The organism is Sulfitobacter sp. DSM 110093 (assembly GCF_022788715.1).
Classification (GTDB): domain Bacteria; phylum Pseudomonadota; class Alphaproteobacteria; order Rhodobacterales; family Rhodobacteraceae; genus Sulfitobacter.
On the sequence record NZ_CP085167.1, the window covers coordinates 476,028 to 492,698 of the forward strand.

19 protein-coding genes are annotated in these 16,671 nt (G+C 60.2%); 8 read left to right on the plus strand and 11 right to left on the minus strand.

What is annotated here, in order from left to right:
* Positions 1 to 13 precede the first annotated feature (13 nt).
* Positions 14 to 619 (plus strand): outer membrane lipoprotein carrier protein LolA, encoded by a 606-nt coding sequence (locus DSM110093_RS02290; RefSeq protein WP_243266524.1) that lies wholly within the window; start codon positions 14 to 16, stop codon positions 617 to 619.
* A gap of 74 nt (positions 620 to 693) precedes the next feature.
* On the opposite strand, the gene DSM110093_RS02295 is transcribed toward DSM110093_RS02290, so the two are convergent.
* Positions 694 to 1,284, minus strand: coding sequence for a lytic transglycosylase (locus tag DSM110093_RS02295; protein WP_243266525.1), 591 nt, complete (start codon positions 1,282 to 1,284; stop codon positions 694 to 696).
* A 258-nt stretch (positions 1,285 to 1,542) separates the two neighbouring features.
* Between DSM110093_RS02295 and hspQ the strand changes: the two genes are divergently transcribed.
* Positions 1,543 to 1,869 carry a heat shock protein HspQ gene (gene hspQ, locus DSM110093_RS02300; protein WP_243266526.1) on the plus strand — a complete coding sequence of 109 codons (327 nt, stop codon included), beginning with the start codon at positions 1,543 to 1,545 and terminating at the stop codon, positions 1,867 to 1,869.
* Between the two features lie 35 nt (positions 1,870 to 1,904).
* Here the strand turns inward: hspQ and DSM110093_RS02305 are convergent, their stop codons facing one another.
* A complete protein-coding gene (locus DSM110093_RS02305; protein ID WP_243266527.1) occupies positions 1,905 to 3,482 on the minus strand; it encodes a gamma-glutamyltransferase family protein in 1,578 nt (525 codons plus the stop codon).
* Positions 3,483 to 3,909: 427 nt separating this feature from the next.
* Between DSM110093_RS02305 and DSM110093_RS02310 the strand changes: the two genes are divergently transcribed.
* The 4 genes from DSM110093_RS02310 to DSM110093_RS02325 all read left to right on the plus strand — a co-directional run bounded on the left by DSM110093_RS02310 (position 3,910) and on the right by DSM110093_RS02325 (position 7,150).
* A complete protein-coding gene (locus DSM110093_RS02310) occupies positions 3,910 to 5,082 on the plus strand; it encodes an acetyl-CoA C-acyltransferase (protein ID WP_243266528.1) in 1,173 nt (390 codons plus the stop codon).
* Between the two features lie 73 nt (positions 5,083 to 5,155).
* The gene (locus DSM110093_RS02315) at positions 5,156 to 5,614 is read left to right on the plus strand and encodes a GAF domain-containing protein (protein WP_243266529.1); all 459 of its coding nucleotides are present in this window, start codon (positions 5,156 to 5,158) and stop codon (positions 5,612 to 5,614) included.
* 48 nt (positions 5,615 to 5,662) lie between these two features.
* Complete coding sequence (locus DSM110093_RS02320) at positions 5,663 to 6,310, plus strand: RluA family pseudouridine synthase (RefSeq protein WP_243266530.1); 648 nt, start codon at positions 5,663 to 5,665, stop codon at positions 6,308 to 6,310.
* A 186-nt stretch (positions 6,311 to 6,496) separates the two neighbouring features.
* Complete coding sequence (locus tag DSM110093_RS02325) at positions 6,497 to 7,150, plus strand: peroxiredoxin (RefSeq protein WP_243266531.1); 654 nt, start codon at positions 6,497 to 6,499, stop codon at positions 7,148 to 7,150.
* A 2-nt stretch (positions 7,151 to 7,152) separates the two neighbouring features.
* Here the strand turns inward: DSM110093_RS02325 and DSM110093_RS02330 are convergent, their stop codons facing one another.
* From DSM110093_RS02330 to rbfA, 8 genes are all read right to left on the minus strand, one after another.
* Positions 7,153 to 8,130, minus strand: a complete 978-nt coding sequence (locus DSM110093_RS02330; RefSeq protein ID WP_243266532.1) for a Stealth CR1 domain-containing protein — start codon at positions 8,128 to 8,130, stop codon at positions 7,153 to 7,155.
* A gap of 262 nt (positions 8,131 to 8,392) precedes the next feature.
* On the minus strand, positions 8,393 to 10,525 hold the full coding sequence (gene pnp, locus DSM110093_RS02335) for a polyribonucleotide nucleotidyltransferase (protein WP_243266533.1): 2,133 nt from the start codon (positions 10,523 to 10,525) through the stop codon (positions 8,393 to 8,395).
* 282 nt (positions 10,526 to 10,807) lie between these two features.
* Positions 10,808 to 11,077 (minus strand): 30S ribosomal protein S15, encoded by a 270-nt coding sequence (rpsO, locus tag DSM110093_RS02340; RefSeq protein WP_067624299.1) that lies wholly within the window; start codon positions 11,075 to 11,077, stop codon positions 10,808 to 10,810.
* Between the two features lie 168 nt (positions 11,078 to 11,245).
* On the minus strand, positions 11,246 to 12,208 hold the full coding sequence (locus DSM110093_RS02345; protein ID WP_243266534.1) for a calcium-binding protein: 963 nt from the start codon (positions 12,206 to 12,208) through the stop codon (positions 11,246 to 11,248).
* 87 nt (positions 12,209 to 12,295) lie between these two features.
* Entirely contained in the window at positions 12,296 to 12,805 is a 510-nt protein-coding gene (locus DSM110093_RS02350) for a DUF1643 domain-containing protein (RefSeq protein ID WP_243267655.1), read from the minus strand.
* Positions 12,806 to 12,811: 6 nt separating this feature from the next.
* Positions 12,812 to 13,738 carry a tRNA pseudouridine(55) synthase TruB gene (gene truB / locus DSM110093_RS02355; RefSeq protein ID WP_243266535.1) on the minus strand — a complete coding sequence of 309 codons (927 nt, stop codon included), beginning with the start codon at positions 13,736 to 13,738 and terminating at the stop codon, positions 12,812 to 12,814.
* 78 nt (positions 13,739 to 13,816) lie between these two features.
* Positions 13,817 to 14,563 carry a phosphodiester glycosidase family protein gene (locus DSM110093_RS02360; RefSeq protein ID WP_243266536.1) on the minus strand — a complete coding sequence of 249 codons (747 nt, stop codon included), beginning with the start codon at positions 14,561 to 14,563 and terminating at the stop codon, positions 13,817 to 13,819.
* Entirely contained in the window at positions 14,560 to 14,991 is a 432-nt protein-coding gene (rbfA, locus tag DSM110093_RS02365) for a 30S ribosome-binding factor RbfA (RefSeq protein WP_067626238.1), read from the minus strand. The genes DSM110093_RS02360 and rbfA overlap by 4 nt, the downstream gene beginning before the upstream one ends.
* A gap of 98 nt (positions 14,992 to 15,089) precedes the next feature.
* Here rbfA and dapB point away from each other — a divergent pair, with 98 nt between their 5' ends.
* Together dapB and DSM110093_RS02375 are read left to right on the plus strand one after the other, a co-directional pair.
* Complete coding sequence (gene dapB, locus DSM110093_RS02370) at positions 15,090 to 15,908, plus strand: 4-hydroxy-tetrahydrodipicolinate reductase (protein WP_243266537.1); 819 nt, start codon at positions 15,090 to 15,092, stop codon at positions 15,906 to 15,908.
* Positions 15,909 to 15,987: 79 nt separating this feature from the next.
* Positions 15,988 to 16,347 (plus strand): dihydrodipicolinate reductase, encoded by a 360-nt coding sequence (locus tag DSM110093_RS02375; RefSeq protein WP_243266538.1) that lies wholly within the window; start codon positions 15,988 to 15,990, stop codon positions 16,345 to 16,347.
* A 6-nt stretch (positions 16,348 to 16,353) separates the two neighbouring features.
* Here the strand turns inward: DSM110093_RS02375 and DSM110093_RS02380 are convergent, their stop codons facing one another.
* The gene (locus DSM110093_RS02380) at positions 16,354 to 16,656 is read right to left on the minus strand and encodes a DUF1674 domain-containing protein (RefSeq protein ID WP_243266539.1); all 303 of its coding nucleotides are present in this window, start codon (positions 16,654 to 16,656) and stop codon (positions 16,354 to 16,356) included.
* Positions 16,657 to 16,671 lie beyond the last annotated feature (15 nt).

The following is a 16,671-nucleotide window of genomic DNA, read 5'->3' on the forward strand; positions in this document are numbered from 1 at the left end:
CAGGACGAACAACATGCGTAAACTTACTTCTGCGGTTCTGGCGATTGGTCTGGCCGTATCTGCCCCCCTCGCGGCGGCGGCGCAGCAACTGTCGCTGGGCGAGATTTCGGGCTATCTGAACCAGCTTCGGACGGCTAAGGGCGACTTCACCCAGATCAACGATGATGGCTCCATCAGTTCGGGCACGATCTATATCAAGCGCCCCGGTAAGGTACGTTTTGAATATAACGCCCCCGAATCTGGACTTGTCATTGCGGGCGCGAACACGGTTGTGATCTACGACAAAAAATCCAACCAACCGGCAGAGACCTATCCGCTGGCGCGCACCCCGCTGTCGATCATCTTGGCGGAAAACGTCGATCTGGGCCGCGCCAAGATGGTCACGGGCCATGACTATGACGGCACGGCGACGACCGTCACCGCCCAAGACCCGGCAAACCCCCAGTATGGGAATATCCAGATGAAGTTCACCGGGAACCCGGTGCAACTGCGCCAGTGGATCATCAATGACGGCAATGGCAGTGCCACAACCGTCGTGCTGGGTGACATGCAGGTCGGCGGCAATATCGCCAATAGCTTGTTTGACACCGCAGGCGCACGGGCTGGCAGCAAGCGCTAAGCGGTCCTGCAGAAACAAAAACGCCCCGGTTCGATGAACCGGGGCGTTTTGCGTTTAGAATTGGCTGCGGGCGTTTACCAACCGCGCAGGCGGCATCCGGCGATCTGACGTTCATAGAGCTTTGAGCGCGAATCGACCTTGCCGGCGACGCCAACCAGCCACGCCTTGCTGTTGTAGCTTTGCCGCGAATAACCAGTGTGGCCTTCGTGATAGGCAAGGTATTGGTTCCGGGCGTCATGCAGGGAAACGCCGTTCCGATCGCGCGTCAGGTTCATATACCATCCCATAAAGTCGCTCGCGTCGCGGATCTCATCGCGTTTCGCACGGCGGCGGCCTTCGGAGTTCAGATACTCATCCCATGTCGCGTCCAAGGCCTGCGAATAGCCAAAGGCGCTGGACTGGCGGCCCATCGGGATCACGCCCAGCACATATTTGAATGGGGTCCGGGCATCGGCCACGAATTTGCTTTCTTGGTGGATGGTGGCCATCTGTACGTGGATGGGCACCCCCCACTTCCGTTCGGTCGCGCGGAATGCACGTAAATAATCGGGGCGCTCTTTCAGAATCGTGCAGGCGTTATCCAAATCGCGCGGGGCCGTTTGGGGGCCACCGCCGCAGGATGCCACCAGCAGCACGATAATCATTGCGCGAAGATGCTTGCTCATTTGCCTCTCGCCTCTCGTTTTTTATAGGTACGTTTTTTTCAAGGACTTTACCCGATTCCCGCGGCTCATCACATCACTAAATTAGCGTGATGGCCGCGCGGCTTGGCGGTATTGCGCTGATCGCACACCGCTTTGGGGGTGCCAACGCCCGAAGGCCGCTGTCGGTGCGCCGATCACAGTCTGTTTCTCTATGAACTATCGCCATGATTGGACAAAGCCCTTGAAAGGGCTACCGTCGAGGGGTAGGGGCAGCATGTTATGATACGTACGCGCGCAAAATATCACCTCGGGCAGATCGTCCGTCACAAGAAGCATCCCTTCCGTGGCGTGATTTTTGATGTCGATCCGGAATTCGCCAATACCGAAGAATGGTATGAGTCGATCCCTGAAGAGAACCGCCCGGTGAAAGATCAGCCGTTCTATCATCTCTTGGCCGAGAATGATCAGAGCTACTATGTGGCCTATGTGTCCGAGCAGAACCTCGTGGCGGATTATTCGGGCGAGCCGGTGGATCACCCCGATATCCCCGATCTATTTGGCCCTTTCACCGACGGCGCCTATCCGCTGCATTTTCAGATGAACTGAGCCCGGCGGGCTGATGCCCGCCAGACTTTCGCCAATCAATACCCTAAAGCACAGCCATCCTTGCGCGGGTCACTGGCCCCTTCAAGCACGCCGTCCTCGCGAATGCGGATGGCCTGCGCGCCGCCGATCGCGGTTGCGGGTATCTCAACCTTATGGCCTAAGTCGCTCAGCGTTTGACGAACGTCATCGCCAAAGCCGCGCTCGACCTTCATGACATGGCCATCGGCAAAGGCGCGGGGCGCGTCGATGGCGCTTTGCACATCCATGCCGAAATCAGTGAGGTTGGACGCAAAGCGCGCGTGGCCGCAGGGCTGATAGGCCCCGCCCATCACACCAAAGGGCATGGTCACGCGACCGTTTTCGCGGATCATGCCGGGGATGATCGTATGCATTGGGCGCTTGCCGCCCTTCAGTTCGTTGGGGTGACCCTCTTCCAGCGTGAAGCCCGCGCCGCGGTTCTGCAGCAGGATGCCGAATTTGTCCGAGGCTAGCCCCGAGCCGAAGCCGTGGAAGATCGAATAAATCAACGATACCGACATGCCGTCGCCATCTACCACTGTGATATAGATCGTATCTTTATGCACCGCCTCGCTGATCGGCGCGGCGGCGGCCATTGCGCGTTTGGGATCAATTAGCGCTGCGAGTGCGCGGGCTGTTTCAGGCGCGAGCATGTGGTCCAACCGCGTCGTGTGATCCGGGTCAGCCAGAAAGCGGTTGCGCGCGTCATAGGCAAGCTTGGTGGCCTCAGCCTCAATATGCAGCCGCTCGGCGCCTTGCGGATCCATCCCGGCAATGTCGAAATGGTTGAGGATGTTCATTAGCAAAAGGGCGGTAGCGCCTTGGCCGTTGGGCGGATGCTCGACCACTTCGAGGTCTTTGTATTGGCCCGACACAGGCGTCGTGACCTCGGCGCGGGCTGCCGCAAAATCTTCGGCGCTGTGGCTGCCGCCTGCGGCTTGCAGCGTGGTAATCATGTCTTCGGCGATTTCTCCGCTATAGAACGCATCGCGCCCCTGAGCGGCAACGCGGCGCAGCACTTCGGCTTGGCCCGGCGCTCGGAAAATGTCGCCGACGCGGGGCGTTTTGCCATTAATCAAGAAGTGGTCGCGTGCCCGGCCCTGCAAGGTGCCGCCATCTGTGGCCCAGTCAAAGGCCACGCGCGGGGCGACGGGCACACCGGCCTCTGCATAGTGGATCGCAGGGGCGAGCAGGGCGTCCAACCCCAATTTGCCCACGCTCTCAGACAGGTGGCAAAAGGCGTCAATGGCGGTGGGAATGGTCACCGCATCGGCAGAGCGGAGCGGCACCGTTGTCTCGCCCTTGTCCCGCAATTTGGCGGCGTCCAGCCCAGCAGGCGCACGACCAGAGCCATTGAGCGCATGGACTTCTTCACTGCCCGCCGGGGAGTAAAGCACAAAACAATCACCACCGATCCCGGTCATCTGCGGTTCGCAAATGCCCAGCAGCACAGCGCCAGCAATTGCCGCGTCCATCGCATTGCCGCCGCGCCCAAGGATATCGACCGCCGCCCGCGCGGCCAGCGGGTGCGAGGTGGCGCACATGCCATTGGTTGCCAAAACAGCCGACCGGCCGGGAAGATGGAAATCGCGCATGGGGTGCCTCTCGCTGATATACGTCAACGCGACCCTAGACCGTGATGTTGGTTCTGCCAATGCGAGGTGAAATTTGGAAGAAGTTCCTCGGCACCGCGTACTGGGTGGGGGCTATTAAACGCGGCACCGAGGGAAGCTATATGCAGCTACAACTAGGTTTATGCCGTGCAACCAAGGCGCAATTGTGATCCCAGCGGGGCCGTTTTGGGAAATATACGTGCCGCCCTGCCTCAAGGGGGGTAATCGCGGGGCAATCAGACCAACTGCCTGCCGCGTCGATCCGCTTGTTGAGCACGCCGACCACGCAAAAGCGGTCTTCTGTTTTTGCGGAAACTTCCATAGACATGGCTCAAGACTGTGAAGTTCCAGACGTGATTAACCGCAAAACCTTACCTAGTGTTATGCGGCCCAACTCAAGGAGAACGTGATGCGCAATGTCGTGATAACCGGTGCAGCCAGAACCCCGATGGGCGGCTTTCAAGGGGCCTTTGGCGGGCTGACAGCCCCGGAATTGGGCGGCAGCGCGATCAAGGCGGCCTTGGGCACGATGGACCCAACAGAGGTGCAAGAGTTGCTGATGGGCTGCGTATTGCCCGCAGGTCAGGGCCAAGCGCCCGCGCGTCAGGCGGGCTTCAAAGCAGGTCTGGGCGAAGAGGTGCCGGCCACCACGCTCAACAAGATGTGCGGCTCTGGCATGAAAGCGGCGATGATGGCCTTTGACCAGATCGCACTTGGCCATACCGATGTGATGGTCGCGGGCGGCATGGAGAGCATGACCAACGCGCCCTATGTGCTGCCGAAAATGCGCGGCGGGGCGCGGTTGGGCCATGGGCAGGTGATCGACCATATGTTCCTTGATGGATTGGAAGATGCCTATGACAAAGGCCGTCTGATGGGCACCTTTGCTGAAGATTGCGCCGAGCGGTTTCAGTTCACCCGTGAGACGCAGGATAACTATGCACTCGCGTCGCTGTCGCGGGCGATTGAGGCCCAAGAGGGCGGTGCCTTTGCCGATGAAATCGCCCCGGTTGAGGTGACATCGCGCAAGGGCAGCACCACGGTCGGCGCGGATGAGCAGCCTGCCAGCGCCCGGCCCGAGAAGATCCCTCAGTTGAAACCGGCCTTCCGTGAGGGGGGGACGGTGACGGCGGCAAACTCATCTTCGATCTCAGACGGCGCGGCGGCCTTGGTTCTGGCGGATGAGGACAGCGCCAAAGCCAAAGGTCTGAACATCCGCGCACGGATCGTCGGCCACGCCAGCCATGCCCAAGCGCCGGGGCTTTTCACCACCGCACCCGTGCCCGCAGCGCAGAAACTGCTGGAGCGGATCGGCTGGAAGAAAGAAGACGTGGACCTGTGGGAGGTCAATGAAGCCTTCGCCGTGGTGCCGCTGGCCTTCATGCATGAAATGGACCTGTCGCATGACATCGTGAACGTCAACGGCGGCGCCTGTGCGCTTGGCCACCCCATCGGTGCCTCGGGGGCGCGGATCATGGTGACCCTGTTGAACGCGCTGGAGAAACGCGGGTTGAAGCGCGGTATCGCGGCGATCTGCATCGGCGGCGGCGAAGGCACGGCCATCGCGATTGAGCGTCCCTGATTTACGGATCATCGAGGAACCAGAAGGGGAGGCGGCCTGTCTCCCTTTCCCCGTCTGCAATAAGAGTTTCACCATGACAGTCGACTATCAAACCCTTGCCAAAACCATCGCCGCCCTGACCGAGGGTGAAGATGACGCCGTGGCCTTGATGGCCACGATTGCCTGCGAAGTGCATCACTCCGATGACCGCTTTGATTGGACGGGCTTCTACCGCGTGACCGCGCCTGAATTGCTGAAAATCGGGCCCTATCAAGGCGGGCACGGCTGTCTGGTGATTCCGTTTTCGCGTGGGGTCTGCGGTGCTGCCGCACGCACGGGTGAGGTGCAATTGGTGGAAGATGTCGATGCCTTCCCCGGCCATATCGCCTGCGCCTCGTCGACGCGGTCGGAATTGGTGCTGCCAGTCTGGAGCGGCACGGGAGAATTGCTTGGGGTCTTTGACATCGACAGCGATCAGCCAAATGCGTTCACCCAAGCGGATGCCGATGCATTGGCCGCGATCCTCAAAGACAGTTTCGCCGCGGTCGCCTGACCGTCACGCGCAGCTTGAACCGCGGGGCGGCATCTGCGAGGGGGAACCATGGATAGCGAATATAACCCGCCGCAGGACCCGCTGGTCATTCTGCATGAAGACGCCGAAGTGCTGCTGGTCGACAAACCCTCGGGGCTGCTCAGCGTGCCGGGCAAGGGCGAGCATCTGGCCGATTGCCTGATCGCGCGGGTGCAGGCGGTCTTTCCCGAGGCGCTGCTGGTACATCGGTTGGATCGGGACACCTCGGGCGTGATGATCTTTGCGATGACACCCCATGCACAGCGCCATCTTGGGCTGCAGTTTGAAAAACGCATGACGCGAAAAACCTATGTCGCAAGGGTCTGGGGTGTGCCGGAAGAGAAGTCCGGCACGGTCGATCTGCCGTTGATCGTTGATTGGCCCAATCGCCCGCTTCAGATGGTGTGCCATGAGACGGGCAAACCTGCGCAGACCGACTGGAAGGTGATCAAGACCGACGGAGAAACCTCCCGCGTTCGGCTGTTCCCCAAGACCGGACGCAGCCACCAGCTTCGCGTACATATGCTGGCGCTTGGGCATCCGATTTTGGGTGACCCTTTCTATGCCACCGGCGCGGCGCGAGAGTACCCGCGGTTGATGCTGCATAGCGAGGAATTACGGTTCAACCACCCACAAGGTGGGAAATCGACCAAGGTTCGGGCGAAGGCGCCGTTCTGACGCGGGCGCTTCGTGCCCAGCCTTGTGACGAGAAGCAGGTGCGGGATCGGTATTTAAGAAAGGATGAAGGCGAAAGGGGTCGTGGCGCTGCGGTGAAGTTTTGCTTTGTGGCAATCGGGGGGTGAAAATGGCGGGGTTTGCGATTACCTCTAGCCTATCTGTTCACAGATTGACCCGGAGGATATCATGGGCTTGCGTATCAACGACACTATTCCCGACCTTACAGTTGAAACCGATCAGGGCAGCTTTTCGCTGCATGAGTTCGTCGGCGACAGCTGGGCGATCCTGTTCTCGCATCCGAAGGATTTTACCCCCGTTTGCACGACCGAATTCGGCGCCGTGGCGCGGCTCTCTGATGAGTGGGAAAAGCGCGGCACTAAGGTGATCGGCGTTAGTGTCGATGGGATTGAAGAGCACAAGAAATGGAAGGGCGATATTGAGAAGGTTGCAGGTACAAAAGCCGGTTTCCCGATCATCGCTGACGCGGGGTTAGAGGTGTCGAAGGCTTTTGATATGCTTCCCGCAGAAGCTTACATGCCCGATGGCCGCACGCCCAATGACAGTGCCACGGTACGCTCAGTCTTTATCATTTCGCCGGATAAGCAATTGAAGCTGAGCATGACCTACCCGATGAACGTGGGCCGCAACTTTGCGGAGGTGCTGCGGGCGCTGGATGGGTTGCAGACTGCCGGGAAAAACGGCGTGGCGACGCCGGCGGATTGGCAGGTGGGCGACGATGTGATCATTCCCGCGACTGTGTCAGACGAGGACGCTAAGGCGAAGTTTGGGGCGTTCGATACTGTGTTGCCCTATTTGCGCAAGGCAAAACTGCCGGGTTAAGCTTATCTACCCAGCATATCCCTGCGCAGGAATGGCGAATATATTTGGACAAGGCCGTCAAATAAGCGGTCGGCCTTGTCCTTTGGGAATTGGTCGAGGCTTTGCATGCAACCAAAGTCGGCCCCATCGCCGATTAGAGTTTGCAGCATCTCATCTTCTCGGCGGCCCGGTTTGGCATAGGCAACCTTTGGTGCCGAAGCGGGGTCGCCTACGGTCAGATGGTTGTGCAGCGCGATGGGCCAGTGTTGGCTACGCTTTCGGAAACGATGGCGAAGCTGCTCTGCGAAAGTGCTTTCATTTTTGGTATAGAACTGGCTGAGAACGCTGGCTTTCATGGGATGGGGCCAATGTTCTTGGAGAATGAACTGTTTTGTCCGGCCCGCGATAAGGGCGGCGTTTTCTTGTGATGTGCGGAAAGACGCGCGCCCCCAATGGTTGGGTCGCAAAGGGCGTAAGAACTCGTGTTTAAGCCACTCTAGGCCACCAGTGCTGCGGAAGAAACGATAGGAACCGCGAACAATGGGTTCTCCGGCATCGGTGAAGAAGAACTCGGGCGTCAGTGTGCGCTTAACAAACATGTCATCATTAAAATAGATATGGTGCTCGGCGAGCCCCTGAATGCGCCAAAGCGCGGCTTCAATAGTGAGACTATTGAAAGTTGGAAGTGCATTTTCGCGGTCGCCCAAAATGTCTTGATGATCAACGATTTTGATGCGATTTTTGCCGCAGAAACCTGATTGCGCGAACCAGTCCAATTGGGGCGGCTTTTGCCCGTCAGTAACGACCCAAATCGTTCTGACAAATGGCATGAACTTTAAGATCGACGCGATGCAAACGTAGATCTCGCCTTGGCTGTCAAAGCGGGTTGGTTCCTTAGATGTCTTATGCTGGACATCTTCCAAATCTTCATAGGTCTTACGCCGTTTAGCGTGAGCCGGGTCGTTGCCGTCGACCCAAGAAATGACAGTGTCGATGGGCATGTAGGTGTTTTTAGTCATCCGCGCTAGATAGGCTTTTTGCGCGGGGCTGCAACTTACATCTGTCTAAGGCCCAGCGGTGTTCGGCGGTATTTGGTTTCTTTAGCTATAAATTGCGAGCGGAATAGCGCTCATTCTGGGCATTGTGGGGTCGGTGGTCAGAAACATATCAACTGCCGACAGCGGTATTTCTATCAGTGCCCGGCAAAGAAAAAGGCCCCCGCGCGGATACACAGGGGCCTTAAGTTTCAGAAATGACGAAGGTTTAGCCTTCGGCTTCTTCTTTCGTTACTTCTTCACCAGTTTCCTGATCGACGACTTTCATCGACAGGCGCACCTTGCCGCGATCGTCAAAGCCCAAAAGCTTCACTTTCACTTCCTGACCTTCCTTCAGAACGTCCGAAGGGTGGTTTAGGCGGCGGTTTTCGATCTGGGACACGTGAACCAGACCGTCGCGCTTGCCAAAGAAGTTCACGAAAGCGCCGAAATCGACGATCTTGACCACGGTGCCGGTGTAGACCGCGCCTTCTTCGGGCTCTGCCACGATCGAATAGATCATGTCATAGGCCTTTTTGATGGCGTCGCCGTTGGCACTAGCGATCTTGATGATGCCTTCGTCGTTGATGTCGACCTTGGCGCCGGAGACTTCGACGATCTCGCGGATCACCTTACCGCCGGAACCGATCACTTCACGGATCTTGTCGGTGGGGATCTGCATGGTCTCGATGCGTGGTGCGTGGACAGAGAAGTCAGAAGCACCGGAAAGCGCTTTGTTCATCTCGCCGAGGATGTGGATACGGCCTTCTTTGGCCTGAGCCAGGGCTTTTTCCATGATCTCGGGCGTGATGCCTGCGACCTTGATATCCATCTGCAGCGACGTGATGCCCGCTTCGGTACCAGCAACCTTGAAGTCCATGTCGCCGAGGTGGTCTTCGTCACCCAGAATGTCCGACAGGATTGCGTAGGAGCCGTCATCTTCAAGGATCAGACCCATCGCAACACCGGCCACAGCCGATTTCAGCGGAACGCCTGCGTCCATCATCGAAAGCGAACCACCGCAGACGGATGCCATGGAGGACGAACCGTTGGATTCGGTGATCTCAGACACGAGGCGGATGGTATAGGGGAAGTCTGTCGCTGCGGGCAGAACCGCCTGCAGGGCACGCCATGCGAGCTTGCCGTGGCCAACTTCACGACGGCCGGGAGGGCCCACGCGACCAACTTCACCAACCGAGTAGGGGGGGAAGTTATAGTGCAGCAGGAAGTTCGATTTGAAGTTGCCGTGCAGCGCGTCGATGAATTGCTCATCGTCGCCGGTGCCGAGCGTGGTCACAACCAAACCTTGCGTTTCACCACGGGTGAAGAGCGCCGAACCGTGGGTCCGCGGCAGGATGCCGGTTTCGGCCACGATGTCGCGGATTTCGTCGGTGCGACGGCCGTCGATACGCTTGCCGGTTTTCACCACGTCACCGCGCAGGATGCTGGCCTCAAGGCCCTTCATCGCGGAGCCGAGGTTCTTGTCCTCAAGCTGCTCGTCGGTGAGCTTGCCTTTGATCGTCTCGCGGGCACCGGCAACAGCGGCGGTGCGCTCTTGCTTGTCGGCGATGGCGAATGCAGCGCGCATTTCGTCTTCACCAGCGGCTTTAACAGCGGCGGACAGGTCCGAGTAATCGTCCGGCTGGAAGTCGAACGGCTCTTTCGCTGCGTCTTCGGCCAGATCGATGATCAGGTCGATGACCGGCTGGATCTGCTCGTGTGCGAATTTCACCGCACCCAGCATTTCCTCTTCCGACAGCTCATAGGCTTCGGATTCGACCATCATCACGGCGTCTTTGGTGCCGGCGACAACCAGATCGAGGCGCTGCTCGGGGTTCAGGCGCAGGTCCTGCATGTCGTCGATTGTTGGGTTCAGGATGTAATCGCCATCCTCATAGCCCACGCGGCAGCCCGCGATCGGACCCATGAAGGGCGCGCCGGAGATGGTCAATGCGGCGGAGGCGGCGATCATGGCGACCATATCGGGGTCGTTCACCAGATCGTGGCTCAGCACGGTACACATCACCAGAACTTCGTTTTTGAAGCCGGGGACAAAGAGCGGGCGGATCGGACGGTCGATCAGACGCGCGGTCAGGGTTTCTTTCTCGGTGGGGCGGGCCTCACGCTTGAAGAAGCCACCCGGTACTTTACCGGCGGCATAGTATTTCTCTTGGTAGTGCACGGTCAGGGGGAAGAAGTCCTGGCCCGGCTTTTGCTGACGCGCATACGTCACGTTGGCCATAACGCTGGTTTCACCCAGCGTGGCAATCACCGACCCGTCCGCCTGACGGGCAACCTTACCGGTTTCCAGTGTCAGCGTCTCTTCGCCCCACTGGATCGATTTTTTCGTTACATTAAACATCTACGTTTCCTTTTTGGCCCATTGGCCATTGCATAGGGGCCGTATTGCCCCTGACTCCGGTATCTTCTTTTTCAGGCGCAGGAGTCCGCGCGCCGGATTTCAGATTGCGCGGACATACAGGTTTTCAAGGCAAATGGGAAGCGTTCTGTCGCAGCGAGGCTGTGAACGGCGGCTTCTCTCCGTTGCGCTTTGTGCTGACCTGCGCGCAACAAAAAACCTCCCGGCGCGGGCCGGGAGGTTTGGGTCGTCCTGTCACCGGAATATCCGGCGGGCTGTCCGCAATTAGCGGCGCAGGCCGAGGCGTTTGATCAGGTCCTGATAACGGGACTCATCTTTGGCCTTAACGTAATCCAGCAGCTTGCGGCGCGTCGCGACCATTTTCAAAAGACCACGGCGGCCGTGGTTGTCTTTTTTGTGGGTCTTGAAGTGCTCGGTCAGCGTGACGATGCGCGAGGTCAGAATGGCAACCTGTACTTCGGGCGAACCGGTGTCGCCTTCTTTGGTACCAAAATCTTTCATGACTTTTGCTTTTTCTTCAGCAGTAATCGACATCGGGGTCTCCTTTCGAAAAGAGTTTAAATGGATGGCGCAGGCCGGGATGTCGTCCAGCTCAGGCCCATGGAGATATCACCCGCTGAGGGAATCAGCAGGCGATGGGGGCGTATAGGAGGAATTCGCGCCTTTGGCAAAGGGTGATTTATGCGCCGATAGCGCGCTGTGTCACGCCGCAAGGCCAAGGTCAAAGGCCGCAGACAGCGGGATCAGTGCGATATCGTCCATCGTGACGCTGTCGCCCACCACCCGCGCGACGATGATATCGTCCAGCAGGACAAGTGTTTGGTCCGCGTCATCGGGGTCGGGCAGGATGGACAGCGGTGGCTCTGCCCCGGTAGCGCTGCTGTCATCCCAGACAAAAAGCAGCGAATCATCCTGTGCGTGGTAGTCCGTAATCTGCGCCGCTCCGCCTTGGCCGATCCAGTCCCCCAAGGCGATCCGATCCGTGCCCTCGCCGGATGTCACCACGTCCCCGGCCCCCGCGACGATCAGGTCATCCCCGCCGCCACCGTTCAGGCAATCGCGGCTTTGCAGGTCATCCGCCCCGGTGAGCGTGTCATCCCCCCAGCCGCCAAAGAGAGTATCCTCGCCCGCGCCGCCGCGCAGCGCGTCATCGCCAAGCCCGCCTTGCAGTGCGTCATTTCCGGCTTCGCCGTTCAGCACGTCATCACCTGCAGAGCCTTGGAGCGCGTCATCGCCCGCGCCGCCAAAGAGGAAGTCATCGCCATTATGGCCAAAGAGGCTGTCGTTCCCCGCGCCGCCAAAAAGGTCATCATCCCCGTCGTTGCCATGCAGGCTGTCGCCGCCATCGCCGCCGCGCAGCGTATCATTACCGTCGTGGCCGTGCAGATCGTCATCGCCAGCAGCGCCATGAAGCAGATCATTTCCGCCGTAGCCGCCAAGTTGGTCATCGCCCGTGCCGCCCTGCACCGTCTCGCCGCCATCGCTGCCCGACAGGATGTCTCCGACGGTGTTGGGGCCGCGCGGAGTGTCACCTTCTGGAATATCATCTTCGGGCGGCGTTTCGATCTCAACGAAAGTGACAGCGCCGACCGCCATCAGACCCATTACACCAGCCAGCCACAACATGCGCAGTTCCACCCGTTCAATGCTTGATGCCCCACACATCATCCCGCCCTTAAAAGGGCATGCTGTGGCCGTGAAATCAAAGGAATAGCGGGGAAGTGGTTAACGAATGCCTGCCAGCGCGGGGCGCTAGAGCTGCCACAAAACCGGCTCTTGTGTGTAGGGCAGGTAGAGGGGGTGGCGCGGATGCCCGGCCTTGGAGAGACCAAGGTGGTAGAGCGGTTTGGCCCCCGCCGCGAGCTGTGCGGCAACGCTAAGGCCCCGGTCCAGATGGGCACCATGCACGCCCCAAGCGGCGATAATGCGATCTGCCCAATCTGCTCCGTCGACCAGCGTGGCGTCGTTGTCGGGGCCGATGGGATCGGGGGCGGCCCGCATGTCGCGCGGATCGGTGGCGCGCCATGCAAAGATATTGGTTACCCGAAAACCGCCAAAGCCCAGCACCCGCGCCCGACGCTCGCAACGCTCGACGGTGGGATCGTTCTGCACCTCCGTCGCGGTGGAGGGGTTCAGCATGACAAACATCACCCGCGGCGCAGCGCAGTCCCAGACCCGTGTCAGGCTGTAGCGATACTGCTCACAGGGGGAGTAGACAGCGGTCGAGGGCGCGTCGCCCTTGGTATGGCTGCGGGTGATCAGGGCCATTCAGCCCTCGTTCGTGTCCGAGGATAGGTTGAACACCCGGCTGGGGTGCAATTCGCCTGCCTTGAAACGGCCCACGGCGACGGGCTGACCATCCAGCGAGGCCCAGCATTCATCGCCATATTCCACGTCATGGGCGATCACCATGCCGGGGTTGCCATTGCGCAGACGGGTGGCGCCTTCGGGGGTGGCTTTGACCTCGGGCAGCTCCGCCAGCCCTTCGGCGAGCGGCAATAGATGCGTGTCGAGTTCCGGGGTGCGGGCGATTTCGTCGATCTGTGCCAACGTCAGAGCGTTCGCGGCGTCAAACGGGCCAGACCACGTGCGGCGCAGCTCGCGGACGTGGCCGAGGCAGCCAAGCTTCTGCCCCAGATCGCGGGCGATGGAGCGGACATAGCCACCCTTGCCGCAGACCATTTCAAGCGTGACGTGATCGGCGTCGGGCCGGTCGAGCAGCAGCAAGCTTTCCACCCAAAGTGGGCGCGCCGCGATGTCCATCTCTTCGCCATCACGGGCACGTTTATAGGCGCGCTGGCCGTCGATCTTTACGGCAGAGAACTGCGGCGGCACCTGCTGGATATCGCCAATAAAACCGCTCAGCGCGTCTTTGATCGCTGCATCATCGGGGCGCAGATCGGAGGTGCCGATGACTTCGCCTTCGGCATCGTCGGTATTGGTGGCAATACCAAGACGCACGGTGAACTCATAGGCTTTGAGCGCGTCGGTGATATAGGGCACGGTCTTGGTCGCTTCGCCCAAGGCGATGGCCAAAACGCCGGTCGCTTCGGGATCAAGGGTGCCTGCGTGGCCCGCCTTCTTGGCTTCAAGCGCCCAGCGAACCTTGTTGACCACGGCGGTCGATGTCGGCCCGGCGGGTTTGTCTACAACCAGCCAACCGGAAATATCGCGACCCTTGCGTTTGCGTGCCATGTCTTGCCCCTTCGCCTTTGTGGTGCTGCCCTCTAACGGAGCCATGCCGCGCTGCCCAGCCCCCAAGCGGGGAAAAGGTCACTTTGCAGGCGTGACGATGCCGATGATCGGCCCCAGCGTGGTGAAGCCCGCCCCGGTACGGCGCAGTCCCGGCGCGCGCAGACGGGAGATATTGCCGTCGAAATACAGCGCGTTAGGCAGGTCCAACTCATCGCGGTAGAGCCGGGCAAACTCATGAAAGGTTACCACGTCATTGGAAATCGCGAAAACAGCGCGTTTTCCGTCTGCCGTGGTGCCAACGCCGTTGCGGATATAGCGCGAGGTGCTGTTGGGTAAGAATCGCGGATGCAGCGCCCCGTCGATCACCAGCATCGGGCCGGATTGCGTGGCAAAGCGGCAGGCGGGCCTGTTCCTAAGATAGCGCTTGGTCTCGATCACATCGGCGCGGCCATCGCGCAGGCAGAAGACGCCGTTGGGCAGCAGGCCAAAGTTGCCGGGCCCCGCGCTGTCGATCACGCCGCGCGCCTCGATACCCTCTTCGACGTAATGCCCGACCGGAGAGCGGTCCTCGTGGTACATGCCCGCGTTCATCGCAAAGCCCAGCCGCAAGCCCTGCGCCTTTAGCGCTTCATCTAACGAGCCGAAGAACCCATAGGGCGCGCCTGCGTCATCGTTGAGAAAGAGCCGCAGATCGTCACGTTCCAGATCTACCTCGCAAACGGTGTAGGAACTGCCGTCAAACGTAATGTTGCGACATTCGGCAGCGTCCGAAGGCGTGCCTTTCAGCGCGATCAGCGCCAATGCGATCAGACCGGCGCGGATCACTGATCCGGCGCGCTGTCGGCAGCGTCATCATCCGGCGCATCCGCATCGCGGCGCACCACGTCTTGGTTCAACATCCGGCGCGTGTCGTCCATCCGGTCGAATGTCCGATCCAATTGGAACCGCAGATCGGGGGAAAACTTGAGCGTGAGTTTCTTAGCCACTTGTCGGCGCAATTCGTTCTTATTGCGCGCAAGCAGTTTAAGCACCTCATCCTGACCTTCACCACCCAGCGGCAGCACATAGGCCGTGGCGATCTTGAGATCGGGCGAGATGCGCACTTCCCCCACGGTGATAGACAGACGGTTGAGGTCGGTGTCATGCACGTCCCCGCGTGCGAGTACATCAGACAAGGCGCGGCGGACGGTTTCGCCCACGCGGAGTTGTCGTTGCGACGGGCCTGCGCCCTCATGAAACTTGTTCTTTGCCATGAACCCCATCTAAGGCTTCGGTTGCACTTTGCCAAGCGCTCGCCGACGGGCTAAACCAGCCGAGCCATTCATGCCCCCGAACTGCAGGAGACACCCCCATGACACAGACCCCCGGCATTGCCGTTACCGGCGCCTCTGGCCGCATGGGCCAGATGTTGATCCGTGAGATCACCGCCAGCGACAAAATGCATCTGGCCGCAGCGGTAGAGCGGACGGGTCATGATTGGGTTGGCCGCGATGTGGGTGAGGCGATGGGTGGCACCGCGTCTGGTGTGACCGTAACTGACGACGCAGCCGGGGCGTTCGCCAAGGTGCAGGCCGTGATCGATTTCACCGCGCCTCAGGCCACGATCGCCTTTGCTGCCGAGGCCGCGAAGGCCGGGATCGTGCATGTCATCGGCACCACCGGGATGACCGATGAAGAAATCGCGCAGCTTGCTCCAGCAGCCGAGCAGGGGGCCGTCATCGTCCGCGCGGGCAACATGAGCCTTGGCGTGAACCTGCTGACACAGCTCACCCGTCAGGTCGCCGCTGCATTGGACGTGGATTACGATATTGAGATCATTGAGGCGCATCACAATCAAAAGGTCGACGCACCGTCAGGCACCGCTTTGATGTTGGGCGAAGCTGCCGCCGAGGGGCGCGGCGTGAAACTCGCCGATGTCTCCGACAGGGGCCGCGATGGCATTACTGGTGCACGGAAGAAGGGGGACATCGGTTTCACCGCGATCCGGGGCGGAGACATCGTGGGGGAGCATGATGTGATGTTCGCCGCCGCCGGAGAGCGGATCATCCTGCGCCACATCGCGTCTGACCGGGCGCTTTTCGCGCGCGGCGCTCTGAAGGCCGCGCTCTGGGGGCAGGGGCAGGCGCCGGGCGAATATGACATGCTGGATGTGCTGGGCCTGAAACCCTGAACCGAATGCAGATTATCTGAAACTTTCCCTCTTTTGCTTACGTGAATGCCAAGAGGCAATTCACTGATGGGAGGTTTCGATGAGGATTACTTTTGCACTCGCCGCAACAGCGGTGTTGGCGCTAAGCGGCCTGCCTGTAGCGGCGGAATATGCCCGTATCCAAAGCAAATCCGACTTCGTCGCGGCGGTGGATGGCAAAAATCTGACCCGCCCGCTCGTCAATCTGCAGGTGGCCTCTGGCGGGGTCATCTCCGGCAAAGGCGCGGTTTGGGAGGTCACGGGCACTTGGACGTGGAAAGACGGTTTCTTCTGTCGGACGCTGGTCTGGGGCGGCAAGGATCTGGGCTATAACTGCCAAGTGGTCATGCGCGATGGCGCGAAAATCCGCTTCACCTCCGACAAGGGTACGGGCGATTCAGCCGTCCTGACCCTGCGCTAAGGCCGCTTAGAAATCGACGGCGATGCCCTTTTTCTCCCAATCGCCATAGCGCACCGGCTCTGGCCCATCGCGGCCACCCAGTTCGGCGGGCAGGTCCAGCGCAGCGGCGGCCTCGCGCCGTGCGGCGGCCTCGGCCAAGGCGCGTTGCGCGGCGGCGGGCAGGTCAGGGCCGGGCTGCGGGGTCGGGTCATGTGGCGTGTCGGGGATCGGCTTTGGCCCCGGTTTGGGCTGCGGTGGCAGGTCCGGCGCGGGGCTTGGAGTTGGGTCAGGTCCGGGTTTGCTGTCGGGAATGGGGCGTTGATCGGGCATCATGGTCCTCTTGAG

Bases quoted from the DNA above. Each gene is read 5' to 3' on its own strand.
- DSM110093_RS02290 (WP_243266524.1), top strand. From the start codon at position 14: ATGCGTAAACTTACTTCTGCGGTTCTGGCGATTGGTCTGGCCGTATCT.
- DSM110093_RS02295 (WP_243266525.1), bottom strand. From the start codon at position 1,284: ATGAGCAAGCATCTTCGCGCAATGATTATCGTGCTGCTGGTGGCATCC.
- hspQ (WP_243266526.1), top strand. From the start codon at position 1,543: ATGATACGTACGCGCGCAAAATATCACCTCGGGCAGATCGTCCGTCAC.
- DSM110093_RS02305 (WP_243266527.1), bottom strand. From the start codon at position 3,482: ATGCGCGATTTCCATCTTCCCGGCCGGTCGGCTGTTTTGGCAACCAAT.
- DSM110093_RS02310 (WP_243266528.1), top strand. From the start codon at position 3,910: ATGCGCAATGTCGTGATAACCGGTGCAGCCAGAACCCCGATGGGCGGC.
- DSM110093_RS02315 (WP_243266529.1), top strand. From the start codon at position 5,156: ATGACAGTCGACTATCAAACCCTTGCCAAAACCATCGCCGCCCTGACC.
- DSM110093_RS02320 (WP_243266530.1), top strand. From the start codon at position 5,663: ATGGATAGCGAATATAACCCGCCGCAGGACCCGCTGGTCATTCTGCAT.
- DSM110093_RS02325 (WP_243266531.1), top strand. From the start codon at position 6,497: ATGGGCTTGCGTATCAACGACACTATTCCCGACCTTACAGTTGAAACC.
- DSM110093_RS02330 (WP_243266532.1), bottom strand. From the start codon at position 8,130: ATGCCCATCGACACTGTCATTTCTTGGGTCGACGGCAACGACCCGGCT.
- pnp (WP_243266533.1), bottom strand. From the start codon at position 10,525: ATGTTTAATGTAACGAAAAAATCGATCCAGTGGGGCGAAGAGACGCTG.
- rpsO (WP_067624299.1), bottom strand. From the start codon at position 11,077: ATGTCGATTACTGCTGAAGAAAAAGCAAAAGTCATGAAAGATTTTGGT.
- DSM110093_RS02345 (WP_243266534.1), bottom strand. From the start codon at position 12,208: ATGTGTGGGGCATCAAGCATTGAACGGGTGGAACTGCGCATGTTGTGG.
- truB (WP_243266535.1), bottom strand. From the start codon at position 13,738: ATGGCACGCAAACGCAAGGGTCGCGATATTTCCGGTTGGCTGGTTGTA.
- rbfA (WP_067626238.1), bottom strand. From the start codon at position 14,991: ATGGCAAAGAACAAGTTTCATGAGGGCGCAGGCCCGTCGCAACGACAA.
- dapB (WP_243266537.1), top strand. From the start codon at position 15,090: ATGACACAGACCCCCGGCATTGCCGTTACCGGCGCCTCTGGCCGCATG.
- DSM110093_RS02375 (WP_243266538.1), top strand. From the start codon at position 15,988: ATGAGGATTACTTTTGCACTCGCCGCAACAGCGGTGTTGGCGCTAAGC.
- DSM110093_RS02380 (WP_243266539.1), bottom strand. From the start codon at position 16,656: ATGCCCGATCAACGCCCCATTCCCGACAGCAAACCCGGACCTGACCCA.